Source organism: Bombella mellum (assembly GCF_014048465.1).
Taxonomy (GTDB): domain Bacteria; phylum Pseudomonadota; class Alphaproteobacteria; order Acetobacterales; family Acetobacteraceae; genus Bombella; species Bombella mellum.
Genome location: NZ_PDLY01000002.1, coordinates 175,372 through 199,178 on the forward strand (window position 1 = coordinate 175,372; position 23,807 = coordinate 199,178).

The following is a 23,807-nucleotide window of genomic DNA, read 5'->3' on the forward strand; positions in this document are numbered from 1 at the left end:
GCGTGCAGCGATTATGGACGTTATTGCTCCAAATTCAATAAATTATCGCTCATCCTGCTTCACGAATGGATTACGGCTCCCCCGCAGCAGCAGCCGGATCGGCGTGCCGGGAAGATGGAAGGTCTCCCGCAGCCCGTTGATGAGATAACGCTTGTAACTGTCCGGCAGCTGCTCCGCTCTCGTGCCGAACAGAACGAAGGTTGGCGGACGGCTCTTCGCCTGCGTCATGTAACGCAGTTTCAGCCTGCGCCCATCCACCAGTGGTGGCTGGTGACGCTCCACGGCTTCCTCGAACCAGCGGTTGAGGTCACTGGTCCCCACACGGGCGTTCCAGACCTCGCTGGCCCTGCGGACCGCAGGCAGAAGACGGTGCAACCCTTCCCCGGTCAGGGCCGAGAACGTCACGACCTCGATCCCGCGCATCTGGGCTAGGGAAATTTCAATCCTGTCGGAAATGGCCTTGCGGGTTGCCTGACGCTCCCGCACCGCATCCCACTTGTTGAGGGCCAGGACACAGGCTCGCCCTTCCCGCTCAATCAGACGGGCGATCTGCAGGTCCTGTTCATCCACGCCCCGGTCCGCATCAAGAACCAGCACGACCACCTCGGCCATCTTCATAGCCTCGATGGACGCAGAAACGGAAACACGTTCCAGCCCTTCCTGGACACGGGCACGCTTTCTCATCCCGGCCGTGTCGACAATCTCGATCGGCCCGGCCTCATCCTCCAGCATGACACTGACGGCATCCCGGGTCAGACCGGCCTCCGGGCCGGTAATCATCCGCTCTTCGCCCAGAAGACTGTTCAGGAGGGTGGATTTTCCAGCATTCGGACGGCCGATGATGGCGATACGCAGCGGTTTCTCACCATCCTGCTCGGCCAGTGTCTCCTCATCCGGCAACAGGCTGACGATCTCGCCCATCAGATCGGCCAGCCCTTCACCATGCTCGGCAGACATGGCCAGCGGTGTCCCCAGACCGAGGGAATAGGCTTCCATCGCCGCCTCAGCCCCTGCCCGTCCCTCGGCCTTGTTGGCCACCAGCAGGACAGGCCGGTTCTGACGTCGCAGCCAGTTGGCAAAATGCGCATCAGCAGGAGTGATGCCAGACCGTGCATCAACACAGAAGACGACCAGATCGGCCTGGGCGATGCCCTGCTCGGAAGAGGCCCGCATCCGCCCGAACAGCGTTTCCGGGGCCGCCTCCTCAAGACCGGCCGTGTCCACCAGCCGTACACGACGGCCCCGCAGCATGGCCACGCCGTCCTTGCGGTCTCTCGTCACTCCCGGCTCGTCCGAGACGATCGCCTGACGTCGCCCGACCAGCCGGTTGAAGATGGTGGACTTCCCTACATTGGGACGACCCGCAATGACGACGACAGGCAGCCTGCCTGTCCCAGAATCATCAACCATAAGCGCGGAGAACACCATCTTCACTCAGGACAAGCAGCTGCCCGTCACAGACGATCGGCTGCACCTGACAGGAGGACGGCGTGTCTATCTTCCCTTCTTCCTGCCCCGTCTGGGCATTCACGATCACCATGCCGCCACGCTCCATGCTGGAGAGGCAGACAAGCCTGTTGTTCAGCAGGATCGGCCCCATCCACTGGATCGGCCCCTTCTCCTGCTCTGGCTTCCTGTACCGTGCCAGCTGTCTGACCCAGCGCACCTGCCCCGTCACACGGTCAAGACAGGCCAGCTGCTGGTCCAGGGAGATGAGATACAGCCATTCGCCGCAGACACAGAGCGGTGACTGACCGCTGACCTCACGCTCCCACAGGCGACGGCCCGACCGCATGTCAATGGCCACCAGCACGCGAGAAAGGGAAACGGCGTAAGCCGTTCCCCCCACGACCACGGGACCACCACGCACGCAGGCAAAATCCAGCATGGCACCCAGCCCGTTGCCCCCGCCAAGGCTGTCACTCCAGACGACCTCACCGGAAGCGGCACGCAGGGCCACAAGATCACCACTGCCAAAACCGGCCACCACAATGCCATTGACGATGGCTGGCGCACCGGCCCCGAACATGGTCGTATTGACGTCCGTTGCCTGATAGGTCCAACGCTGCTGCCCCGTGGCGGCATCCACGGCATAAAGACGGGCATCAATGGTCGTGAACACCATCAGCCCGTCCACGACCGTCGGGGCCGAGCGACCTGGCGTCCCGATGTCAATTGCCCATTTCTGATGACCCGTGGCCGCATCCAGAGCAAGGGCCTGTGCCACCCCATCGACGACATACAGGGTATCACCCACCAGAGCGATGCCCCCTCCAAGATTGGTGGAGCGTGTCTTGCGGGCAGGCTGGAGACGCCAGAGCCTTTCACGTCGTGGCCAGCTCCAGGCCCGGATGACACCTTCGGCATCCACCGTGAACATGCGGCCATTGCCGATCACTGGCGTGGACTGGAGGGCACCCTTGCGGTTGGGCACGAATGCCACGAAGGACAGCCAGCCCACACGGTTCACGCCGGACCCGACAGACTCACTCCAGAGTTCCCTGGTCCCGCTCCAGGCCGCATTGACAGCCTCATGGGAGGCCAGACGTCCTTCCTGGGTCCATTCCGTCACGGGCTGAACGGGAGGCAGGGTGACTGGAGCCGTATCCCGTGGGTCCACCGTCAGGCCAGCCCCCGTGGACAGCACGTCAATCCTGCGCCCCGGCAGCACCGTCTTTTTCGGATCATCTGAAAAAGCCCCGCAGCCGGCAAGGCCGGTCAGGGCAGCAAAGGAACAGGCTCCCTTGAGCAGGGCACGGCGGGATGCTCCCATGGATCTGTCCTCCACGACTGAAGAAAAACGATGGTTCATCCGGCCTCTCCCAAAGTCTGTAACAACATTCCGGCCCGCTGCCGCAGCTCATCCGTACTGTCGGGCGAAGCCTGTACCTCGAGCAGAAGACGACGTGCCTCCACATGGTCCGCCTGCGTCGAGTCCGCAGTCAGGTCAAGTACGGCCAGCCCCTCCTTTGCCAGAGGTGTCCAGCTTCCACCCTGCTGCACAAGGGCCTGATAGCCACGGCGCAGCTCGTCCTTCGGAGCCGCTCCCATGCGGGCATTCAGGAGACAATACTGCGCCATCATCCGCAGCGAGCTGTCAGAAGCAGCGTCTTCAGCCACCTGCTGCCACAGTTTCAGGGCAGCCTGACCGTCATGATCCTGCGCCTTCAGCTCGGCAAGATACATGGCCGCATAACTGCGGATGCCCTGCGGTGCAGACCGGGCGAGTTCTGCAAACAGACCTTCCGCCTTCTGGCGGTCCTCAGCCGTGGCCGGGGTCGTGCCATCCGGCCCGACCAGAAGATGCATGGCCTCAAAATACCGGTCCGAAGCCTCCGCCTGCGCCACATGGAGCCGGTGCTGCTGCCAGCCCCACACGCCCCCGGCAATGCCAGCCACCACCAGCACAACCGCAAGAACAACACCCACGCGAAGAGCCATGGACCTGAGCCGCAGCAGACGCTGCTCCTCTTCCACTTCCCTGATCAAATCGTCTGCCACGCCATATCCTTAGCTGGACCAGTCATGAAAATTCTGGACCCCCTATAGCATGACGGTCCAGTAACAAACATCCTCCTTCACAAAAATTCACACCCTGCCCGTCTCCATTCGGCCCTTCAGGGCTGGAAGCTGATGGGACGGCCCACGTTGCTGGTGACGAGCTCATCATCCTGCATCACGACCTGCCCCCGGACGATGGTTCCCACGGGCCAGCCCGTGACGGTCTTTCCGTCATAAGGTGTCCAGCCTGCGGGAGAGGCGATCCAGTCATTGGTGATGGTCCGCTGCTTCTTCATGTCCACAAGGGTGATGTCACCATCAAACCCGACGGCCAGACGCCCCTTGTTCGGCAGCCCATAGACCCGGGCCGGACCGGCGGCCATCACGTCCACGAGCCGGGTCAGGCTCAGACGCCCTGCATTGACGTGACCCAGCATCAGCGGAACGATCGTCTGCACACCCGTCAGGCCGGACGGACATTCCAGCCACGGCAGTTCCTTGGCTTCTCTGGGATGCGGCGCATGGTCGGAAGACACCACATCCACCCGTCCATCCCGCAGGGCGGCCCAGCCTGCCTCAAAATGACGCCGCTCATTCCGCAGCGGAGGGTTCATCACGGCCTTGCCACCCAGACGCTCATAACATTCCGGTCCTTCATTGGTCAGATGATTGACCAGAACCTCCACCGTGGCATGACGGCGGTTCTCACCCAGAAGGATGAACTCCTCTTCCGTTGAGACATGCAAGATGTTGATGGGCCGCCCCGTCCTGCGGGACAGGGCCAAGATACGCTGCGTGCCCCGAATGGCGCATTCCGCATCCCGCCACTCGGCATGACAGTGGTAGGGCTGCCCCGGCTCGAAGAGCTTCCGCCGCTCCCGCAGGCGGTATTCATCCTCCGAATGGAAGGACACACGGCGATGGCCGGAGCGCAGGACCGCCTCGATCCCCTCATCATCCTCGATCATGAGATCGCCGGTCGAAGACCCCGCAAAAACCTTGACGCCACAGACACCCTCTTCCTGCTCGAACTCGGCCAGAAGGGGGGTGTTCTCCCGGGTCGCACCAATATACATGGCGACGTCAATATTAGCCGTCTCCACGATATGCTGACGCTTCCAGTCCAGCATCTTCCTGTCCGTGATGGTCGGGTTGGTGTTCGGCATGTCAAACACGGCCGTAATGCCACCCAGAGCCGCCGCCCGGGTACCTGTCTCCAGCGTTTCAGCCTCCGGCTTGCCGGGATCACGCAGATGCACGTGAGAGTCGATCAGCCCGGGCAGGACATGTAGGCCCGTGGCATCAATGACACGGTCAGCCTCATCACTGGCGGAAACAGACAGGGAAGCGATCCGCTGGTCACGGATGCCGATGTCGGCCTGCGCCTCACCCCATGGAAATACGCACCGTCCATTACGGATTATGAGATCAAAATGCATGATGTCTCCCTGAAAAATCTGTCATCGTTTCATCACAGTGATGACCGGTTCTTACCCCCCTCTGGACCATTCATAAAGAGAGAGGGCGGCCTGACAGACATCTTCAGCCTTCAGACCCTCCATGTTTCCGGTACCCGGCGGGCCGGGAGCCTCAAGCACGGCCGTCCAGCGGCCAGAAGGCGCATATTCTGCGGCACGGCTGGGGCCAAACAGGCCCAGCGTTGGCACATCCAGAGCCGCTGACAGGTGCATCAGCCCTGAATCACTCCCGACAAACAGGCAGCAGCGGGCCAGCAGGGCTGCGACCTGCGCCAGTGAATGCCTCCCGCCAAGGTCCAGAGCCTCCGGCATGGCAGCCCGGGCCGGAGCGGCCAGCCTCTCCTCCCGTTCTCCCGGCCCATAGAACAGGGCAGGACGCATCCCCTCTGCCCTCAGCCGGTCTGCGAGAGCCGCAAAAGATGCAGCGGGCCAGAGTTTCGTCTCCGTTCCCGCCGTCGGAGCCAGAGCCACCCAGCGGACGTCAGCGGGCAGGAGACGGGCGGCCATGCCCTGCTCCTCCGGTCCCAGCCAGACATGCGGACGAAAGGGCTGCCTGAAGCCCAGTGACCGGGCCTGCTGCTCCAGCTTCAGCCCTGTCCGCCTGCCCCCCCTGACGACATGACGGGAACGGCTCCATACTCCATAGGCCAGAGGCGATGAACGAAGATCGACCACCACTTCCCAGCGATGGCGCACAACCTGCCACCACAGGGCCAGCCAGTGCCTGTTATGAGGCTTCTTCTCCACCACGATGATCCGCTCGCAACGGGGCATGTACCGGAACAGGTCCTGCACGGCCGGACCGCAGGCGATGGTGAATCGGGCCTGAGGATGACGCTCCATCATCCCGGCCAGCGCCCCCATGGCAATCACGGCATCACCAAGACGATGCGCCGTGATGAAGAGGATACGATTCACTCCTGCAACCAGATCGGGTCTGACAGGGTTGCGAGAAATTCGGCATGACGGGCCTGGGTGGCCTCATCCGGTGGTGGCATGGGGCGGGCCTTGCGACCCGTCACGACCCTGCGCTTCCCCGCCCCACCCGGGCCGGCAGCCTGCTGCCGGTCACTGCCCAAACCAAGGCCACGCTGCCGCCCCCCGATCAGCTCCACATACACGTCGGCCAGCAGACGGCAGTCCAGCAGGGCATTGTGGGTGCCACGTTCGGAAAGGTCGATCCCGAAACGTCGGCAGAGGGCGTCCAGATTGGCAGGCATCCCGGGGAATTTCTTTCGGGCCATGATGACGGTATCGATGGCCCGACTGTCATAATCCAGAACGGAACGTCCGGCCCGCTTCAGCTCTGCATTGATGAACTTGAAATCGAACGGTGCATTATGGGCGATCATCTTCCCGTCACCGATGAACTCCAGAAACTCATCGGCAATGTCAGCGAAAAGAGGTTTCCCTTCCAGGTCCGCCAGCGTGAAACCATGCACCTTTGTGGCCTCGGGGGGGATGTCCCGTTCGGGATTCACCAGCACATGGAAACAATTCCCCGTCCGCAGGTCATTCACCAGCTCCAGGGCGGCAATCTCGATCACCCTGTCCCCAGTATCCGGGTCCAGCCCTGTCGTCTCGGTATCAAAAAGAATGGAACGGGTCATGTCATCGTCTTTCACGCATCTGCCACAGGGAGGCCAGAATGGCACGGACCTGACGGGCCGCACAGGCACGGGAGAGGCCCGTCCTTATCACGATATCGGCCCGGCGTCGCCGCTCCCTGTCCGGCATCTGCCGGGCCAGCAGGGCTTTCGCATCCGCCTCGCTCATCTGCCCGCCCCTCCTGTAACGCTGCCGGATGCGGGACAGACGGACAGACAGCGGAGCCGACACCACCATGACGAGCGTACAGTCCCGATCCGCCCCCGTTTCCCACAGAAGGGGAATGTCCAGAACACAGAACGGCACCTGACGGGACCGGCAACGCCTCAGAAAAGCCTGTCTCTCCTGCCGGACCATCGGATGGATGATGGCCTCCAGCCGTGGCAGGACAGTTGGATCGGCCGCTATGAGACGGCGCAGGGCCGCCCTGTCCAGCACGCCATCATACACGACACCGGGAAACGCCTTCTGTAGGGCAGGAACCGCCCGCCCATGAGGGGCCTGAAGCTGACGGACGCAGGCATCCGCATCGAAGACAGGCACACCAGCCCTGCGGAACATGGATGCCACCGTGCTCTTCCCGGCGGCCATGCCACCCGTCAGCCCCAGAACCTTCACGAACAGGCCCCGACCATCACCATGTCAGGAAAGGCCATGCCGGGCGAGGTCCTGCGCCAGAAGGTCAAAACTGGCTTCATCAGCTTCCGGCAGCACACCGAACCATTCCTGAAACCCGGCCCGTGCCTGACAGATCAGCATGCCCAGCCCGTCCACGGTGCGGAAGCCACGCTCCTGCGCTGCCTTCAGCAGAGGTGTCTGCCGAGGCGTATAGACGATGTCCGCCACGCTCAGCCCCTCCTGCCCTTTCTGCAGCAGGCTGGACCATGCCATATCCTCACGGCCGCCCATACCGAGCGATGTCGCATTAACGAGAAGACTCATCTCTCCCAGTCGGTCAGGCCATTCTGCCCAGCCCAGAACCGTTCCGGCTCCCAGAGCCTGTACAAGAGCCTCGGCCCGAGCTGCCGTACGGTTGGAGATGAAGACCTCACAGCCCCGATCCTGCAAGGCAGCAGCCACAGCCCGGGCAGCTCCACCGGCACCCAGAATCAGGACACGCCCTTCCAACGCCACGCCATGCGCCAGAAGATTGTCGCAGAAGCCAGTCCCATCTGTGCAGTCCCCCATGATCCGCCCCTCTGCAAAGCGCAGTATATTAGCCGCCCCAGCCCGGCGAGCCGTTTCTGTCAGTTCATCACAAAGACGAAAGGCTTCCTCCTTGTGCGGAATCGTGACATTCACCCCACGGAAGCCCGCTGCGGCCAATCCTCTCAGGGCCGTTTCCAGCTGTCCTAGCTCGACTGGCAAAGGAACATAGGCCCCATTGATCTGATGCACCCGGCACCAGTGGTTATGCAGCATGGGAGACCGGGAATGTTCCACTGGCCAGCCAATTATCCCGGCCAGTCTGGTTTTTCCATCCATTGTCACATCATGTCCTTTCGTTTTTCCCAAAAAAGAGGCAGCAGCCGGGCCAAACGCTCCGCCCAGAGACGCTGCCCCGCTTCATCACTGATGAGGTCCTGCCTTATCTCGATCTCAAGGGCTGGCAGATTCCGCCGTCCGGCGTGATAGGGCACGCTGTATTCATTCTGGCTGTTCAGCACATAAGGCTGGTTGTCCCCCACATGGAGGTCGCCTTCCTCCTCCAGCAATATCCGCATCAGGCGGGCTGAATGAGGGTCATGATCGTGCAGCAGCCCGATGTCCCACGGGCGTCTCCGCCCATCCTGCATGGCAGGAGTGAAACTGTGCAGGGATACGAACAGCGTCGCTTCCGGCTTCCGTCGGGCCAGATGGCGTTCTATCTCATCGTGATAGGCATGGAGAATGGCCTCTTCCCGCTGCCCTCTCTCCACAGCTGACAGGCCCTGATTCCCCGGCACGGGCGCACCGTCACTGACGGGGGGAATGGAAGTCGGATGCCCGGCGGCCCGGTTGCAGTCAATCACGAGGCGGGAATAGACCTGCTCCACAAGCAAGCAACCAAGAGCCTGCTGGAGGTGTCTCCCCACTTCCCGGATGCCAATATCATAGGCGATGTGCCGGTCCCATTCATCCACAGGCAGGCCCAGATCACCCAGCCTTTCTGGCACGGCACGGCCCGCATGGTCGCTGATCATGACGAAAGGACTGTCCGTCACTGCTGCATGGACATGATAAGGGCGGGCCTCACCCTCCCCCAGAAGGGGCATGGCCTCAGTCTGCCTGTTCATCACGCCCGACCTCACTCAACCTGACGAAGAAGGGAGCGGACCGTGCTGGCCGCAGCGGCGTCCTTCCACTCCACGCCGCCATCAGAAATGGCCCGCACCTGCCCCTGGGCATCGACCAGCAGCGTCATGGGCAGTCCGGGTTCCTGAAGGCTCTTCAGGAACGGGTCCACGGCCTGACGCTCCGCCGTCCAGACGGGCAGGCCTTCGGCATGAAGACGGGGCAGGGCTGCCTGAACCCGTTCAGGTGAACCACTGTCCAGAGCAACGGGGATCACGGGCAGATCAGGATTCCTGTCCAGAAAGGCTGCCAGCTGGGGCAGCTCTTCCCGGCAGGGTGTGCACCATGTGGCCCAGAGATGCAGCATGTACGGCTTCCCCGACTTCAGGGGCAGGCTGGCCTTCGTGCCGCCCATCCCCGTGATGCCCAGCGTGACCGGGGCCGACAGGGCCGGTTCCGGCTCAAGCTCCTGCAAACTCTGCAACGCCTCGGCCTGCACGCAATTGTGCCACAGGCCCGCAGCCGCTACACTCAGCCAGCCCGCCAGAACGGCGCATGTACGAATCTTTTTCCAGTTTCTGATCATATCGGTCCTCATGACGCACAATAATACCAGCAACGCCTCCCCTGCAAACAGACCCGCCAGCACGGACGCCGCCAACCCCCAGTGGGGTGGCCGTTTCGCCAGCGGTCCGGCAGCCATCATGGAGGAGATCAACGCCTCCATCGGGTTCGACAGAATTCTCTGGCGGCAGGATATCCGTGGCTCCCTCGCCCATGCTGCCATGCTCCGCAAGGTTGGCCTGCTGACGGAACAGGAAGAAGCCGAAATCCGGCAGGGTCTGGCCGATATTGCCACGGAAATCGAAGAAGGCCGCTTCGCTTTCTCCCCGGCACTGGAAGATATTCACATGAATATCGAGTCCCGCCTGTCCGAGCGGATCGGGGAAGCCGGGAAACGGCTGCACACCGCCCGTTCCCGCAATGACCAGATCGCCACGGACTTCCGTCTCTGGGTCCGGGATTCCATCGACGGCATCGTGGAACAGACGGAAGCCCTTATGCGTACCCTTGCCCGCCGTGCGCTGGAATATCATGACACCCCCATGCCGGGTTTCACCCATCTTCAGGTCGCCCAGCCCGTCACTTTCGGCCATCACCTGCTGGCTTATGTGGAAATGCTGGCCCGTGATGCCTCCCGCCTGCGTGATGCCCGCCGCCGGATGAATGAATGCCCGTTGGGGTCCGCCGCCCTGGCAGGCACATCCTTCCCCATCGACCGGGACATGACGGCGCAGGCCCTCGGTTTCGACCGCCCGACGTCAAACTCGCTGGATGCCGTGTCCGACCGCGACTTTGCGCTGGAATATCTGTCTGTCCTCTCCATGGAGGCCATGCATCTCTCCCGCCTTTCGGAAGAGATCGTGCAGTGGGCCTCTGCGGCCTTCAATTTCGTCCATCTGTCCGATGCCTTCACCACCGGCTCCTCCATCATGCCGCAAAAGCGCAACCCGGATGCTGCCGAGCTGGTCCGTGCCAAGGTAGGCCGCATCACCGGTGACCTGATCGGGCTGCTGACGGTTATGAAAGGTCTCCCGCTGGCCTATGCGAAGGACACGCAGGAAGACAAGGAACCCGTCTTTGACGCCACGACGGCCATCACCCTGTCCTTGGCCGCCATGGAAGGGATGATCCGGGACCTCAAACCAAACAAGGAACGGATGCGGGAGCTGGCGGGTGCCGGCTTCTCCACCGCCACGGACCTTGCCGACTGGCTGGTGCGGGAACTGCGTCTGCCCTTCCGCACGGCCCATCATGTCACGGGGCGTCTTGTCAGCTTGGCCGAACAGAAAGGCTGCGACTTGGCCGATCTTTCACTCGAAGACATGCAGGCCGTGGAATCAGGCATCAACAGGTCCATCTATGACGTCCTGACCGTGGACTCCTCCCTTGCCTCCCGCACCAGCCACGGCGGCACGGCACCGGCCAATGTGCAGGCACAGGCCAAGGGATGGCTGGAACGGCTTGGACAGGCCTGAGCGGAGAGATGATCATGCGTCTGCTTCATTCCCCCCTCATGACGAGGGCCGTTCTGGCCCTTGTCGCTGGCGTCTTCCTGCTGGGTCTGAGTGCGTGCGGTCGGCAGGGCAATCCACAGCCTCCCGGCCCGTCTGACAAAGTCACCTACCCCCAGATATATCCACCCGAATAAAACCGCTTTTTTACGAGGCAGGCAGGCTTCCATATTTACCCCTGTCTGCCATTTCCTGTTTTTTATGAAATTTTTTCCTGACTGTTAAGTAATGTGTAAATAGGATAAAGTAATAATACCTAAAAAAATTCCCTATTCATTCATCTTTTATCTAAGAAGTTCCCCTACCCTGCCATGATGAAACGTACCTGAGAAAGGTGATCATGATGGCAACGCTGACGGAAATCATTCTGAAAAACCCGTCCCGCTATGGCTACATGCAGACCGGAAACATCGCCCATTTCCAGACTGCTCCTGCCATCGAGACCGGACTGCGTCTGACCCTGCCGACCGGCGATGTCATTCCCTGTCAGCGTCATAACAGGGGCTGGTACAATTTCATCCTGCCCGTCGAGACGGCCCGCATCTGTCTCGACATGACCGCACCTGACCTTGCGGAGTTCACTCTGGTGGAGATCACCCTGTTCGTCGGTGCCCAGGAATGGTCCCTGCCAATCCCCAAAGCAAAACAGGATCGAGCGACCCGGGATGTCAGCATTGATCTCCCCGCCATTCCCTACTGGGTCCAGGGGCTTCTCTGCGTCCGTCTGGAACGTGCCGAACAGGCTCAGGCCGAACAGGCGGCCTGAGAAAACATCCTCCTCATACGGTCAGGACCAGACCGTCCCGGGCGGGACGGACATCTTCAGGCAGACTTTCACACAGCGAGCCATAATCCATATCCGGCCCCATATGGGTCAGGACCGTGTGTCTGGGCTGGAACTGCTGCCGCCATTCCATCACACGCCCCAGCCAGCCATGGGATGGATGCGCCTCCCGCTGGAAGCACCCAACAACCCAACAGGACAGGTCATGCAGAACAGCCTGTGATTCTGCGGGGAAACTCTCAACATCCGTGCAGTAGGCAAACGCCCCGAGACGCAGACCGAGACTTGTCGTCCAGCCATGCTTCTGCGGGAAAATGCAGCCCTCCAGCGGACCGACCTTCAGCGGGCCATAGGTGGGAATTTCCTGCACGTCAAAGGCAGGACGATAGAAAGTCCCTCCTTCCCACGGGCGAAAGGCATAGTCAAAGCGCTGCCGCAGCTCGGCAAGAACCTCTGCCGTGGCCAGAAGCTGGATCGGCCGACCGATCACACGGTTGACAGCCCGAAGCTCATCCAGTCCACCGATATGATCGCTATGAGCGTGCGTGTAGAACACGGCATCGACATGGGTCAGTCCATTCGCCAGCATCTGCTGCCGCAGGTCCGGCCCACTGTCGACCAGAAGGCGGAAGCCCTCATGCTCGATCACGATGGATGACCGCAGACGGTGATTCCGCCTGTCCGTCGGATCACACACGCCCCAGAGGCCCGTTCCGGTCCCTTCCTCACCCCCGATCATGGGAACGCCAGCAGAGCCACCACAACCGAGAATCGTGATCTTCATACGGCCAGCCGTGTGAAGAGACGCCTTGTGTTGGCCTGAGTGACCTCCACCAGCCGTTCACCCGTCAGACCACGCTCTTCAGCCAGCCGGGCTGCCGTATGCACGACATAGCCCGGCGTGTTCGGCTTGCCCCGCTTGGGCACGGGAGCCAGGAAAGGACTGTCCGTTTCCACGAGAATACGGTCCTCCGGCGCATGACGGGCCACGTCCCGGATTTCCTCACACTTCTTGAAGGTCAGAAGCCCGGAAAAGCTCAGGTACCCCCCCAGCTCCAGAGCGGCCCCGGCCAGCTTCGGACCTGAGGCAAAACAGTGGATCAGAAAGGGGAAAGCCCCCTTCTCATGCTCGTCCCGCAGGATGGCTATGGTGTCATCATCCGCCTGCCTCGTATGGATGACCAGCGGCAGACCCGTCACACGGGCCGCCTCGATGTGCCGGCGGAAGGATTCCTGCTGGGCGGGTTTCACCTCCTCCGTGCCATGAAAATAATCAAGCCCGGACTCCCCGATGGCCGCCACCTGCGGAGCCTCAAGCTCTGCCAGCATGTCATCAAGACTGAGAAGAACCTCCTCATGGGCATGATCGGGATGCGTGCCCAGCGCACACCAGATACGCAGGTCCGGACTGTCATGCTCCGTCAGAGCCTTCTGTCTGGCCCGTTCCGACCAGCGTGTCCCGATCGTGATCATGCCCGCCAGACCGGCCTGCCGGGCGAAATCCAGACTGAAGGGAAGATCTTCCAGACGGTCCAGATGGCAGTGCGTGTCAATCAGCCCCTTCATGCGTCCTTTTCTTCCTCCACGAAACGGGGGAACAGCCCCTGCGGCTTGGGCAGTGTACGGCCACCGGGCAATGGCGTTTCCAGCGCAGCGATATGACGCTCGCCCTTCTCCACACCCAGCTGATCCAGCATCTTCTCCATCGTATCTGGCATATAGGGCTGGAGGAGCGTCGCCACGGTGCGGATTACGTCCACCAGAACCCGCAGCACATCCGCCATGCGGGCCGGATTTTCCTTCTTCAGCACCCAGGGGGCCTGCCGGTCGATATAGGCATTGGCCTCCCGGATGAGCTTCCAGATGTCTTCCAGCGCATCACTGATGGCCAGACGCTCGATATGCGTGCGTGTGAGGGACGGAAGCAGAGCGGCCTGGGCCAGAATTTTCCCGTCATCCTCTGTCAGGACGCCACGTTCCGGCAGGACACCCTGAAGATTGCGGGCCACCTGACTGAGCGTCCGCTGGGCAAGATTACCGAGGTCATTGGCCAGCTCGACATTCATCCGGGTGATGAGGGAGCGGCGGCTGAAATTGGAATCCCCACCAAAGGGCACCTCCCGCATCAGGAAGAAGCGCAGCTGATCCAGTCCGAACTCGTCGGCCAGAGCCTTGGGGTCCAGCACATTGCCGAGGGACTTGCTCATCTTCTCACCCTCGACCGTCCACCAGCCATGAGCGAAAACCCGTTTCGGCAGAGGCAGACCGGCCGCCATCAGGAAGGCCGGCCAGTAGATGCAGTGAAAGCGGATGATCTCCTTGCCCACCACATGCACGTCAGCAGGCCAGTGAACATGCCGGGGATCCTTCATGTCCGGGTAGCCGACGGCTGTCAGATAATTCGCCAGCGCATCGAACCAGACATACATGACATGGTCCGGGTCACCCGGCACCTCCACGCCCCAGCGGAAGCTGGTCCGGCTGATGGAGAGGTCCCGCAGCCCCTGCTTCACGAAGCTGACCACCTCCCGTTTCGGACCATGCGGGCCGATGAAATCAGGATTTTCTTCATACAGCTTCAGCAGCCTGTCCTGAAAATCGGAAAGGCGGAAGAAGTAGGATGGTTCCCGCACCCACTCCAGCGGTGCCCCGGAGGGTGCCGTCCGGCTGCCATCGGGATGCCGGGTGATCTCATCCTCACCGACGAACATCTCATCCCGGGTGGAGTACCAGCCTTCATAGGCATCGAGATAGATATGACCGTTTTCAGCAACCTTCTCCCAAAGGGTCTGGGCCGCCTTCTTGTGTCGGGCTTCCGTCGTGCGGATGAACTCATCCGTCTGGACCGCCATGTCCTTCTGCATCTGACGGAAGCTCTGGGAGATGCGGTCCGCAAAATCCTGCGGAGGAACATTCTGCGCCTTTGCGCTCTGCTCCACCTTCTGGCCATGCTCGTCCGTCCCGCTGACGAACAGGACGTCATTGCCATCCAGACGATGGAAACGGGCGATCACGTCGCAGGCGATGGAGGTGTAGGCATGGCCGATATGCGGCGCACCATTCACATAGAAAATGGGGGTCGTGATGGTGAAACGCCGTATCATAATCTGTCCTATCGTCCAAGTTCTTCCAAAATACGCACTCAGTCCTGCCGCCCCTGATGGGCCAAGGCAAGGGCTTCCCGGATAGCTTCGGCCTTGTCAAGGTTGAAACGCTCACCCTGCATCCGTATCCGTCCCAGCTGACTGACACGCTCCGCCAGCCCTGCCGCCAGATGAAGATTCCCCGCAAAGGCCGCCTCTCTGGCACGCTTGGCCAGAGTCTCGCCCAGCAGGTCGCACAATAACCCGAAACCATCCGGTTCACGAGCGATCTGACTGACAATCACCCAATTTTCATGATCCAGCTCTTCACCAGCCAGTGCCCGCTCCACCAGTCCGGCACAGAGACAATCCCGGTCCTGCGCCAGAAACAGGGCACGTCCCGGTGATCCATCAGCACGATGCAGGACGCCCTCCGGCAGAGTCGGCAGAAGTGCGCTCATGTCAGCCTCGTCCAGCCCGGACAGGACAAGCGGACGGCAGCGGCTCCTCAATGTCGGCAGCAGCGTGCCTGGAGACGAAGTCGTCAGGAACAGGGCGGTCTTCGGAGGCGGCTCCTCAAGAATTTTCAGCAGGGCATTGGCGGCAAAACGGTTCAGGCTTTCCAGCCCGTCCACGATCACGACCCGCCAGCCGCCCTCCGTGGCCGTATGATGCAGGAAGCTCTGGATGGGCTGGACATCGGAGACCGTGATCTCCCCCTTCAGCTGTCCCTTGCGGGGATCCATCTTCCGGGCAATCGTCAGAAGATCCCCATGCGTTCCGGCCGAAATGCGCCGCCCGGCGGGACTTTCCAGATCACTGCCTCCCAGCAGCCTGCGGGCCAGATGAAAGGCCAGCGTCGCCTTGCCCACACCGGATGGCCCGGAAATCAGCCACGCATGATGCAGCCGCCCGGAAGACAGGGACTCCTCAAACTGCCTCACCGCCGCCTGATGCCCATACAGGCGGGCTGACAGACGTGGCTCCGGAAGACTCCCGCTCATGCGGCTAGGCCCGCAAGACGGTCTCTCACGACCGCATACAGATGGTCCTGAACGACATCCACCGGCTGGCTGGCATCAATCTTCATGATGCGGGACGGATCATGCCGGGCCACGGCCTGGAATCCCTCCCGCACCCGCTGATGAAACCGCATCTCCTGTCCCTCATAACGGTCCAGCCGACCCCCACGCTGCACCACCCGCTGAAGGGCCAGCTCACAGGGCAGGTCCAGCCACAGGGTCACATCCGGCTCACCACCGACGAGCCGCCGCAGGGACCGGATAAAATCCAGCACCTCCGGTCTGGCCTCACCGACACCATAGCCCTGATAGGCCCATGTGGAATCATGGAAACGGTCGCAGACGACGATCCTGCCCTCGGCCAGGGCTGGCTGGATGGCCTGTGCCAGATGGTCGGCCCGAGCCGCCATGTGGGCCATGATTTCCGCCTGCCAGCAGAAACGTTCATCACCGAAGAGCAGAAGGTTCCTCAGGGCCTCGGCAGCAGGCGTCCCCCCCGGCTCCCGTGTCCGATAGACTGGCAGCCCATCATGCTCCAGCCGCTCGACCAGACGGGAAAGCTGCGTGGTCTTGCCAGCTCCTTCCCCTCCCTCCAGTGTGATGAACAGTCCCGTCTTCTTACTGCGGTGCATGACCGAACCGTGCCATGAGCCGCCCGACAAAGCCAAGCTCAGCCACGGCTTCCACCGTATAAAGCGATGAGTAGACCCGTGGCTGCCCCGGCAGGCCCACCGAAACGTGGCCTGATTTCTGGCCCTCCGCCACCGGTGCCGGAATGGGAGATGGATAATCCACGCTGATCTGCACCCGGGAAGACCAGCCCACGGGAATGGTCAGGCTGACATCATCCGCCACGGCCAGACCGACGCTCTTGTGCTCCCCGTTCCACACGGCGGCATTCGGCTCGACCACCTGCCCCTTGCGAAGGAGCTGGACCGTCTCGAAACTGGAGAACGCCCAGCTCATCAGCCGCTCACCCTCGTGGGCACGCTCGTTGGTGGAGGCCGTCCCGTTGATGACGACGATGACCCGGTTCCCGTTCCTCTCGGAGCTGGCACACAGGCCGAACCCACCCGCATCGGTGTGACCGGTCTTCAGGCCGTCGGCCAGCCCCTTGTCGACCAGCACGTTCCGGTTGCCCTGACGGATATGGTTGAACGTGAACTCCTTCTCTCCGAAGAAGCCATAATAATGCGGGAAATCACGGATGAGATGCTGGGCCAGCACCGCCACATCCTGGGCGCACATGTAATGGTCCTCGGCAGGCAGACCCGTCACGTTCATGAAATGGGAGTTGCTCAGGCCGATGCGGCGGGACGCCTCGTTCATCAGGACGACGAACCGTTCCTCCGAACCCGCAATGCCCTCCGCCAGCACGACGCAGGCATCGTTACCGGACTGGATGAGCATGCCCCGGATCAGATTCTCCACGCTGACGGAACTGCCCAGCGGCACGAACATGCGGGAGCCTTCCATCTTCCAGGCCTTGGAGCTGACAGGAAACTCCTGCTCCAGCCGGATACGTCCCGAGGCCAGAAAGGCAAAGACGACATAGGCCGTCATCATCTTCGTCAGGGAGGATGGCGGCATGCGCTCCTGCGCATTGCGGCTGAGCAGCACCGTGCTGGTCGTGCTGTCCAGAATGTAGGCCCAGCGGGCGGAGGTCGGCATGGGGCCCATCGGGGTCATGGCATCACCCGTGGCCGAATCGGCTACCGCACCATCGGCCGCCCTGTCCTGCCCGGACTGATGGGCACGCCCCTGCCGTCGCAGCCCGGCTGCCTGTCCGACCCGTGATGATGCCAGCAGGGCACACGCCGAAAAACCGGCAGCCCCCCCCATGAGAGAACGTCTTGTCTGCACGTCAATCCCCGCACTGCACGCCCCGCCACGAGGGCGGAACCTTTCCTGAAAAACCGTTACTTACGACACCCCATGGCAAGTTACCCCGGGCAACTCCAGATATCGTGATTTACCGGATTATCCTATCGCCCAGAATCCCAACCGCCAATGCGTAATAGTCGGAAGGATTATAGGCCCGTATGGCACGGAAATTACGATAAACAAGGAAGGCCTGTCCACCGGGGCCGTCCGGCTGGAGCAGGCTGCCCGTGGCCTGCGGGGCCAGAAAACCGGAAGACTGGGCCGGCCTCACCCCCATCGCCTGCCATGTGCTGACAGGATGCACGGACGCATGACGGGATTTCGTGGCCGCAAATGACGTGAACTGCCCGTTGCTGCCCAGCGGAACCGTCACCTCCTCGCCCCAGGGTTCACCCCTCTGCCAGCCCGAACGGCCGAGATAGTTGGCGATGGAGGCAAAAACGTCCGCCTCCGAACTCCAGATGTTGCACAGGCCATCACCGTCACCATCAGCCGCAAAACGCAGATAGGCACTCGGCATGAACTGGGGCTGCCCCATCGCTCCGGCATAGCTGCCCAGCATGTCGGACGGGCTGATCACGCCCCTTGCCAGAATCTGCATGGCCTTGATCAGTTCGCTGCGGAAAAAGGTGGCACGGCGACCATCAAAAGCCAGGGTGGCCAGGGCCTCGATGACGTTGAAACGGCCCTGACGCTCACCAAAACCCGACTCAAGCCCCCATATGCCCATCACGGCGTTATCATCACAGCCGAACTGCCGGGCCAGAGGCGAGAGCGTCCCCCGCACCTGCTGATAGGTCTGCCGTCCCTTGTCCTGCCGGGCGGACGAGATCACACGGTCACGATACTGCGCCCACGTAAGAGTGAACTCCGGCTGGTGACGGTCCAGCTTCAGGACATCCTGATTCGGGGCCGGAGCCAGGGCCAGCGACTGGTCGACGACCGAAGCAGGCACACCCGCCGCCAGAGCCTGCTGGCGCAGACCATCCAGAAAAGCGGCATAACTGCCCCCTGCCGCCTCCCGGCCCGTCATGGCCCAAGCAGGCAGACCGCCACCGGCCACCACCAGACCACCAGCAGCAGCGGCCAGAAAATTGCGTCTTCTCATCATTCCGTTTTCTGTCACGCTTCATCCACCTTCCATGAAAATCAGGAACATTGCCGTCACCCTGACAATTGCGGACGGAACCATTTCGTGGCACAGTCCCGCCAACCATAGCCAGGACCGTTTTTCTGTGATCCGTATCACCGCTATCATGGCGTCCCAGCCCGTATGGCTGAAAGCCTCCTCCATCATTCTTGGTACATTCATCCTGGAAGATGTTGCAACCGTTCTGGCGGCCATCGCCGCCAAGGGGGATCAGATTTCCATTCCCGTGGCCCTGATCAGCCTTTACGCTGGAGTTGCCGTAGGGGACATGGGGCTTTATGGTCTCGGCCTAGCGGGAAGCCGCTGGGTGTTTCTGCGCCGTTTTCTCACCCTTCCCAGTGAGGAACAGGCCAGACGCTGGTTCTCCCGCAATATCATAGGTGTCGTTGCCATTTCCCGCTTCGTTCCGGGCAGCCGCCTGCCGCTCTATACGGCATGCGGCTTTTTCCGTGCGCCCTTCCTTGCCTTCTCCCTTACGGCAGTCGGTGCCACGCTGGTCTGGACGAGCCTGCTCTTCCTCCTCGCCCTGCATGTCGGCGGTTGGCTGCTGGCTCACCAGGGTGGCTGGCGATGGGCGGGAATTGTCGGCTTCGTCCTGTGCATTCTGCTGATGGGACGCTTCATCAGTCATCTGCAACGTAGGAATACATAAATTCATGACAGCACCCGCTGCCGATCATAAGACGCTGTCTCTCTTCGAATTCTGGCCAGACAGCATTTTTTACACCCCCATCGTCATCTACTGGTTCCTGATGGGGCTGCGCTACAGGGACCTCACCATTTCCACGGCGGCCAATCCGAGAATTGAAACCGGCGGCCTCTGCGGAGAAAGCAAAAGCTCGATTCTGGACATGGCCGGCCCGACCGCCCAGAAGGCCATCGCCCCCTACCGTGTCATCCACAACGGGGCAAATGCCGTTCAGGACGTGCTGGATGCCATGAAGGCCATCGACGTGGATTTCCCCGTCGTCCTGAAGCCGGACATCGGCTGCAACGGTACGGGGGTCAAGCTCATCACCTCCCTGGAGATGCTCCGTGAGGTCCTGCCCCTCTTCCCTGCCGGTACGGCCCTGATGGTCCAGAAGCTCATCAGCCAGCCGCTGGAAGTCGGCATTTTCTTCATCCGTCATCCTGATGAACCCGTCGGACGCATCACCTCGCTGACCTACAAGGAATCCCCGGTCCTCAAGGGAGATGGCCGCTCCACCCTCCAGGAACTCATTATGGCCGACCCGCGGATGCGGCAGGTGCCACAGCTTTACCTGCCACGCATCAAAGGCCGGGAAAACGACATCCTCCCTGCGGGTGAGACGCTCTCCCTCCTCTTCGCCGGCAACCACTGCAAGGGGTCCATCTTCCGGGATGGCAGACCGGACATCACCCCGGCCCTCACGGACCGCATCAACGCCATCATGCTGGACATTCCCGACTTCCATTTCGGACGGATCGACCTGAAGGTCGCCTCTCCCGAAGCCATGAAGCGGGGCGAGGATTTCCAGATCATCGAGATCAACGGTGTCGGGTCGGAGGCCATCCATATCTGGGACCGCCGCACGACCCTTGTCGAGGCGTACCGGACCCAGTTCTACCATTACCGGCAGACCTTCCTCATCGGGGCCGCCAAGAAGAAGCAGGGCTGGAAAAGCTCCGGCGTGTTCGGAACGCTCCGTTCCTGGCTCAAGCAGCGTCGTCTGCTCGCTTCCTATCCCACCAACGACTGACCACCGCCTCCCGCCGGATGAAACCATCCGGCGGACCCGATGACCCGGACTAAAGCTTTCCCGCTCCGAAAATATAGTTGCTGATCTGCTGTTCCAGCGAGAGCAGGGGACGTGCGTCCAGAATGGTGGCTCCAGCCGTCAGGGTCTTGGTGGATTTCCCCGGCAGAATCTGAAGGGCATTATCCCCGCCGATGGTGGGGGCCGCAATGGCCACGGCCGTGTCGACAGGCAGCTTCAGGTCATCCTGCACGGCAAACAGGACATCCACGACGGCCGTTTCCGGATTCAGCGTGATGGACCGCACCCGCCCGACCGTCACGCCGCCGAGATCGACATCGGCACCGTCATCCAGCCCGTTCGTGGAGCTGAACACGGCATGATAGCGGGTCATATGACGATCCGGCCCGGCAAGAAGGCCCAGCCCATAAGCCACGAACCCACCAGCGGCCAACAGAACACAGCCGCTGGCAACAAATGCTCCGCCACGTCCCTTGAAGATCGCCCACATAGACACCTCGAAATTCACGCCCCGTTCTGCTAGCCTGAACGCAGGAGAAGCTGATTTCATGAAAAGTAACAGTCCGTCACCGCTACCATATGTAAGCATTTCTCACCAGCATCAGGCGGAGCTTTTCCTTCCTTTCCTCCTCCACAGCATGAATCACGGTTCCGTATGACAACTCTCCAGGCCCTCATCCTCGCCATCGTTCAGGGCATCACGGAACCGTTTCCCGTCAGCAGTCTTGGCCACGCCGTCCTCCTGCCCGGCCTGCTGCACTGGTCACTGGATGAGCACAGCCCGACATTCCTGCCATTCCTGACCATGCTGCATGTGGGAACCCTGCTCGCCCTGGCCCACGTCTTCTGGCACGACTGGCGGGCCATCCTGCTCGGCCTGTTCTCTCCCCGCCAGTCAGCCAGAAACCGCAACAAGGCCGTCCGGCTGTGCAGCCTGCTCGTGCTGGCCACCATTCCTGCCGTCATCATGGGCGGGCTGTTCGAGCACCGTCTGAGACAGGTCTTTGCCAATCCCCTCATGGTGGCAGGTTTCCTGACACTCAACGGGCTGCTGCTCATCATGACGGAAATCATGCGCCGCCGTTCCCTTCAGGACACGCTCAGCACCACCTACCAGACTCAGGAACTGGACTGGAAGGACGCCTTCATCATCGGCCTGTGGCAGTGTCTCGCCCTCTTTCCTGGCCTCTCACGCTCCGGGGCGACCATCAATGGCGGGCTGATGCGTGGTCTCGACCATCTGACGGCGACACGCTTTTCCCTGCTCATGGCCCAGCCGATCATCCTGGCCGCCACTGCGAAAGAGGCATGGCAGCTCCGCCATGTTCCTCTGTCCCACACCATGATCACGCAGTCGCTCCTCGGGGCCGTGGTGGCCGGCATCACGGCACTGATCTGCTCCCGCCTGCTTCTGCGCTTCTTCCACGAGGAAAACGGACACACCCTGACAGGTTTTGGCGTCTACTGCCTTCTGGCTGGCATCGGCAGTGCCTTCCTGCTGCATTTTCACCTCTAAAGGCAGAAAAACATGCGGGGCGGAATTTACAAATGCGCCCTGAAACGCCAGAAAGAAAACATTCCGGTATCATACCGTTCCAGGCCGTTTCTACAGGAATCGTGACATCCTCATGCCCCATCTCGAAACACCATGAACAGGGCCCGCCGCAAGACCCTCGCCCAGATACAGTCTGCCGGAGACCGGCATGACCTGAAACGCAGCCTCGGTGCCACGCAGCTCCTGCTCATGGGTGTCGGTACCGCCATCGGGGCGGGCGTCTATGTCATCACCGGCACGGCGGCGGCGGAATATGCCGGACCATCAGTCCTCCTGTCCTTCCTCGTCGCCGCAGCGGCCTGCCTGTTCACGGCCCTGTGCTATGGGGAGCTGGCCTCCACCTTTCCCGTATCCGGGTCGGCCTATGCCTATGCCTATCTCTCCATGGGGGAGAAAATGGCCTGGGTGACCGGCTGGCTGCTCCTGCTGGAATATGGCATCGCCGGAACGGCCGTGGCTGCCGGTTTTGCCGGTTACCTGACGTCCCTGCTCAACGGCCTTGGCCTGCATCTGCCAGCTGCCATCTCGCAGACGACCTTCCAGTCCATCCCTCATTCCAGCAGCGGCCTTCTCACCTTCCATCACAGCGTAAACCTGATCGGCCTCGCCGTCATGCTGTTCATAAGTCTGGTGCTGGTCCGTGGCATCGAGACGGCAGCACGGTTCAACACGGTTTTCGTCGCCATCAAGATCGGCGTTCTCGTTCTTTTTGTCGGGGTCGGGCTGTTCTATCTCCACCCCGCCTACTGGCATCCCTTCATCCCTCCCTCACAGGGAAATTTCCACTTTGGCGTGGCTGGCATCTTCCGGGCCGCCTCCATCATCTTCTTCGCCTATGGCGGGTTCGAGGCCGTCTCGACCGCTGCGGCGGAAGCCCGCAACCCGACACGGGACGTACCCATAGGCATCATCGGCAGCCTCATCATCTGCACGCTGGTCTATGTCACCGTGGCCGCCGTCCTGCTGGGGGTCGCCCCCTACCAGATGCTGGATGCGGCTGATCCTCTCTCCATAGCCACGAACCTGATGCACAAGCCCTGGCTGGCCTTTCTCATCAACACCGGGGCCACCGTCGGGCTGTTCTCCGTACTGATCGGCCTGCTCTATGCCATTTCCCGCATGGTACATGCCATCAGCCATGACGGCCTTCTGCCACGTGTCTTCGGCACCGTCCATGCACGCTTCAGGACCCCCTGGCTGGCCACTCTGCTGCTTGGCCTCATCATGGGGATCATGAGTGCCACCATGCCCATCGCTCTGCTGGGGGACCTGCTCTGCATCGGCACCACGCTCGCCTTCGCCATCGTCTGCTTCACCGTCATCTGGCAGCGCAACCGGGCACCGGACACGCCACGCCCCTTTCAGGTGCCGCTGGGTGGCATCCGCATCCGGGGCCTGTGGCTGGGCATCACCCCCCTGCTCGGCATTTTCTTCTGCCTCTGCATGATCGTGCCGCTGGGACTGAACATCGTGAACGTCACCCTGCACGGAAATACCATTCCCCTGATCTTCTTCGCCCTTTATACGGGGCTGGGTTTTGCAACCTACCTGCTCTACGGGCGTCACAATTCGACCATGAAGCCCCCCTCCTCCTGAACGGTCGGCTCCCTGCCTTCCGGGCCTCCGGATGTGCCATGGTGCCGCCACCCTTCAC

Annotated in this window: 25 protein-coding genes; 7 read left to right on the forward strand and 18 right to left on the reverse strand. The window is 61.7% G+C overall.

Going from position 1 to position 23,807, the window contains the following annotated elements; translation table 11 throughout:
* Positions 1–42 precede the first annotated feature (42 nt).
* From der to CPA56_RS03900, 10 genes are all read right to left on the reverse strand, one after another.
* Positions 43–1,410: a ribosome biogenesis GTPase Der gene (gene der / locus CPA56_RS03855; protein WP_182040732.1), complete on the reverse strand. Its 1,368-nt coding sequence runs from the start codon at positions 1,408–1,410 to the stop codon at positions 43–45.
* Positions 1,403–2,773, reverse strand: coding sequence for a PQQ-binding-like beta-propeller repeat protein (locus tag CPA56_RS03860; protein WP_229707396.1), 1,371 nt, complete (start codon positions 2,771–2,773; stop codon positions 1,403–1,405). The genes der and CPA56_RS03860 overlap by 8 nt, the downstream gene beginning before the upstream one ends.
* Before the next feature lie 35 nt (positions 2,774–2,808).
* Positions 2,809–3,501 carry a tetratricopeptide repeat protein gene (locus CPA56_RS03865; RefSeq protein ID WP_182040734.1) on the reverse strand — a complete coding sequence of 231 codons (693 nt, stop codon included), beginning with the start codon at positions 3,499–3,501 and terminating at the stop codon, positions 2,809–2,811.
* A gap of 116 nt (positions 3,502–3,617) precedes the next feature.
* Positions 3,618–4,940 (reverse strand): dihydroorotase, encoded by a 1,323-nt coding sequence (locus CPA56_RS03870; protein WP_182040735.1) that lies wholly within the window; start codon positions 4,938–4,940, stop codon positions 3,618–3,620.
* A 51-nt stretch (positions 4,941–4,991) separates the two neighbouring features.
* Positions 4,992–5,897 carry a glycosyltransferase family 9 protein gene (locus CPA56_RS03875; protein WP_326831291.1) on the reverse strand — a complete coding sequence of 302 codons (906 nt, stop codon included), beginning with the start codon at positions 5,895–5,897 and terminating at the stop codon, positions 4,992–4,994.
* Positions 5,894–6,589 carry a DNA polymerase III subunit epsilon gene (gene dnaQ, locus CPA56_RS03880; protein ID WP_182040736.1) on the reverse strand — a complete coding sequence of 232 codons (696 nt, stop codon included), beginning with the start codon at positions 6,587–6,589 and terminating at the stop codon, positions 5,894–5,896. The genes CPA56_RS03875 and dnaQ overlap by 4 nt, the downstream gene beginning before the upstream one ends.
* A 1-nt stretch (position 6,590) precedes the next feature.
* Positions 6,591–7,205 (reverse strand): dephospho-CoA kinase, encoded by a 615-nt coding sequence (gene coaE / locus CPA56_RS03885; RefSeq protein WP_182040737.1) that lies wholly within the window; start codon positions 7,203–7,205, stop codon positions 6,591–6,593.
* A gap of 24 nt (positions 7,206–7,229) precedes the next feature.
* Entirely contained in the window at positions 7,230–8,072 is an 843-nt protein-coding gene (locus tag CPA56_RS03890) for a shikimate dehydrogenase (RefSeq protein ID WP_182040738.1), read from the reverse strand.
* Between the two features lie 2 nt (positions 8,073–8,074).
* Positions 8,075–8,863 carry an N-formylglutamate amidohydrolase gene (locus CPA56_RS03895; protein WP_326831292.1) on the reverse strand — a complete coding sequence of 263 codons (789 nt, stop codon included), beginning with the start codon at positions 8,861–8,863 and terminating at the stop codon, positions 8,075–8,077.
* Between the two features lie 11 nt (positions 8,864–8,874).
* On the reverse strand, positions 8,875–9,447 hold the full coding sequence (locus tag CPA56_RS03900) for a TlpA disulfide reductase family protein (protein ID WP_182040739.1): 573 nt from the start codon (positions 9,445–9,447) through the stop codon (positions 8,875–8,877).
* A 10-nt stretch (positions 9,448–9,457) separates the two neighbouring features.
* Between CPA56_RS03900 and argH the strand changes: the two genes are divergently transcribed.
* The 3 genes from argH (at position 9,458) to CPA56_RS03915 (ending at position 11,702) form a co-directional block, all read left to right on the forward strand.
* Positions 9,458–10,900: an argininosuccinate lyase gene (argH, locus tag CPA56_RS03905; RefSeq protein WP_182040740.1), complete on the forward strand. Its 1,443-nt coding sequence runs from the start codon at positions 9,458–9,460 to the stop codon at positions 10,898–10,900.
* A gap of 14 nt (positions 10,901–10,914) precedes the next feature.
* Entirely contained in the window at positions 10,915–11,073 is a 159-nt protein-coding gene (locus CPA56_RS03910; RefSeq protein ID WP_182040930.1) for a hypothetical protein, read from the forward strand.
* A 203-nt stretch (positions 11,074–11,276) separates the two neighbouring features.
* Positions 11,277–11,702, forward strand: coding sequence for a hypothetical protein (locus CPA56_RS03915; RefSeq protein ID WP_182040741.1), 426 nt, complete (start codon positions 11,277–11,279; stop codon positions 11,700–11,702).
* 13 nt (positions 11,703–11,715) lie between these two features.
* Here the strand turns inward: CPA56_RS03915 and CPA56_RS03920 are convergent, their stop codons facing one another.
* From CPA56_RS03920 to CPA56_RS03950, 7 genes are all read right to left on the reverse strand, one after another.
* A complete protein-coding gene (locus tag CPA56_RS03920; protein WP_182040742.1) occupies positions 11,716–12,504 on the reverse strand; it encodes an MBL fold metallo-hydrolase in 789 nt (262 codons plus the stop codon).
* Positions 12,501–13,286: a TatD family hydrolase gene (locus CPA56_RS03925; RefSeq protein WP_182040743.1), complete on the reverse strand. Its 786-nt coding sequence runs from the start codon at positions 13,284–13,286 to the stop codon at positions 12,501–12,503. Before CPA56_RS03925 ends, CPA56_RS03920 begins: the two co-directional genes overlap by 4 nt.
* Positions 13,283–14,824, reverse strand: a complete 1,542-nt coding sequence (metG, locus tag CPA56_RS03930; RefSeq protein ID WP_182040744.1) for a methionine--tRNA ligase — start codon at positions 14,822–14,824, stop codon at positions 13,283–13,285. Before metG ends, CPA56_RS03925 begins: the two co-directional genes overlap by 4 nt.
* A 38-nt stretch (positions 14,825–14,862) precedes the next feature.
* Complete coding sequence (locus CPA56_RS03935; RefSeq protein WP_182040745.1) at positions 14,863–15,807, reverse strand: AAA family ATPase; 945 nt, start codon at positions 15,805–15,807, stop codon at positions 14,863–14,865.
* Positions 15,804–16,457 carry a dTMP kinase gene (gene tmk, locus CPA56_RS03940; protein WP_182040746.1) on the reverse strand — a complete coding sequence of 218 codons (654 nt, stop codon included), beginning with the start codon at positions 16,455–16,457 and terminating at the stop codon, positions 15,804–15,806. Before tmk ends, CPA56_RS03935 begins: the two co-directional genes overlap by 4 nt.
* Positions 16,444–17,667 carry a D-alanyl-D-alanine carboxypeptidase family protein gene (locus CPA56_RS03945; protein ID WP_182040915.1) on the reverse strand — a complete coding sequence of 408 codons (1,224 nt, stop codon included), beginning with the start codon at positions 17,665–17,667 and terminating at the stop codon, positions 16,444–16,446. Before CPA56_RS03945 ends, tmk begins: the two co-directional genes overlap by 14 nt.
* Before the next feature lie 130 nt (positions 17,668–17,797).
* Positions 17,798–18,817: a lytic murein transglycosylase gene (locus CPA56_RS03950; RefSeq protein ID WP_407645648.1), complete on the reverse strand. Its 1,020-nt coding sequence runs from the start codon at positions 18,815–18,817 to the stop codon at positions 17,798–17,800.
* Between the two features lie 127 nt (positions 18,818–18,944).
* Between CPA56_RS03950 and CPA56_RS03955 the strand changes: the two genes are divergently transcribed.
* Entirely contained in the window at positions 18,945–19,511 is a 567-nt protein-coding gene (locus tag CPA56_RS03955) for a DedA family protein (RefSeq protein ID WP_407645636.1), read from the forward strand.
* Between the two features lie 4 nt (positions 19,512–19,515).
* Positions 19,516–20,580, forward strand: a complete 1,065-nt coding sequence (locus CPA56_RS03960) for an ATP-grasp domain-containing protein (protein WP_182040748.1) — start codon at positions 19,516–19,518, stop codon at positions 20,578–20,580.
* Positions 20,581–20,629: 49 nt separating this feature from the next.
* Here the strand turns inward: CPA56_RS03960 and CPA56_RS03965 are convergent, their stop codons facing one another.
* Positions 20,630–21,148: an MlaD family protein gene (locus tag CPA56_RS03965; protein WP_229707398.1), complete on the reverse strand. Its 519-nt coding sequence runs from the start codon at positions 21,146–21,148 to the stop codon at positions 20,630–20,632.
* Between the two features lie 105 nt (positions 21,149–21,253).
* Between CPA56_RS03965 and CPA56_RS03970 the strand changes: the two genes are divergently transcribed.
* Positions 21,254–22,114 carry an undecaprenyl-diphosphate phosphatase gene (locus tag CPA56_RS03970; RefSeq protein ID WP_182040749.1) on the forward strand — a complete coding sequence of 287 codons (861 nt, stop codon included), beginning with the start codon at positions 21,254–21,256 and terminating at the stop codon, positions 22,112–22,114.
* Between the two features lie 132 nt (positions 22,115–22,246).
* Entirely contained in the window at positions 22,247–23,749 is a 1,503-nt protein-coding gene (locus CPA56_RS03975) for an APC family permease (protein ID WP_182040750.1), read from the forward strand.
* The last annotated feature ends 58 nt before the right edge of the window (positions 23,750–23,807 follow it).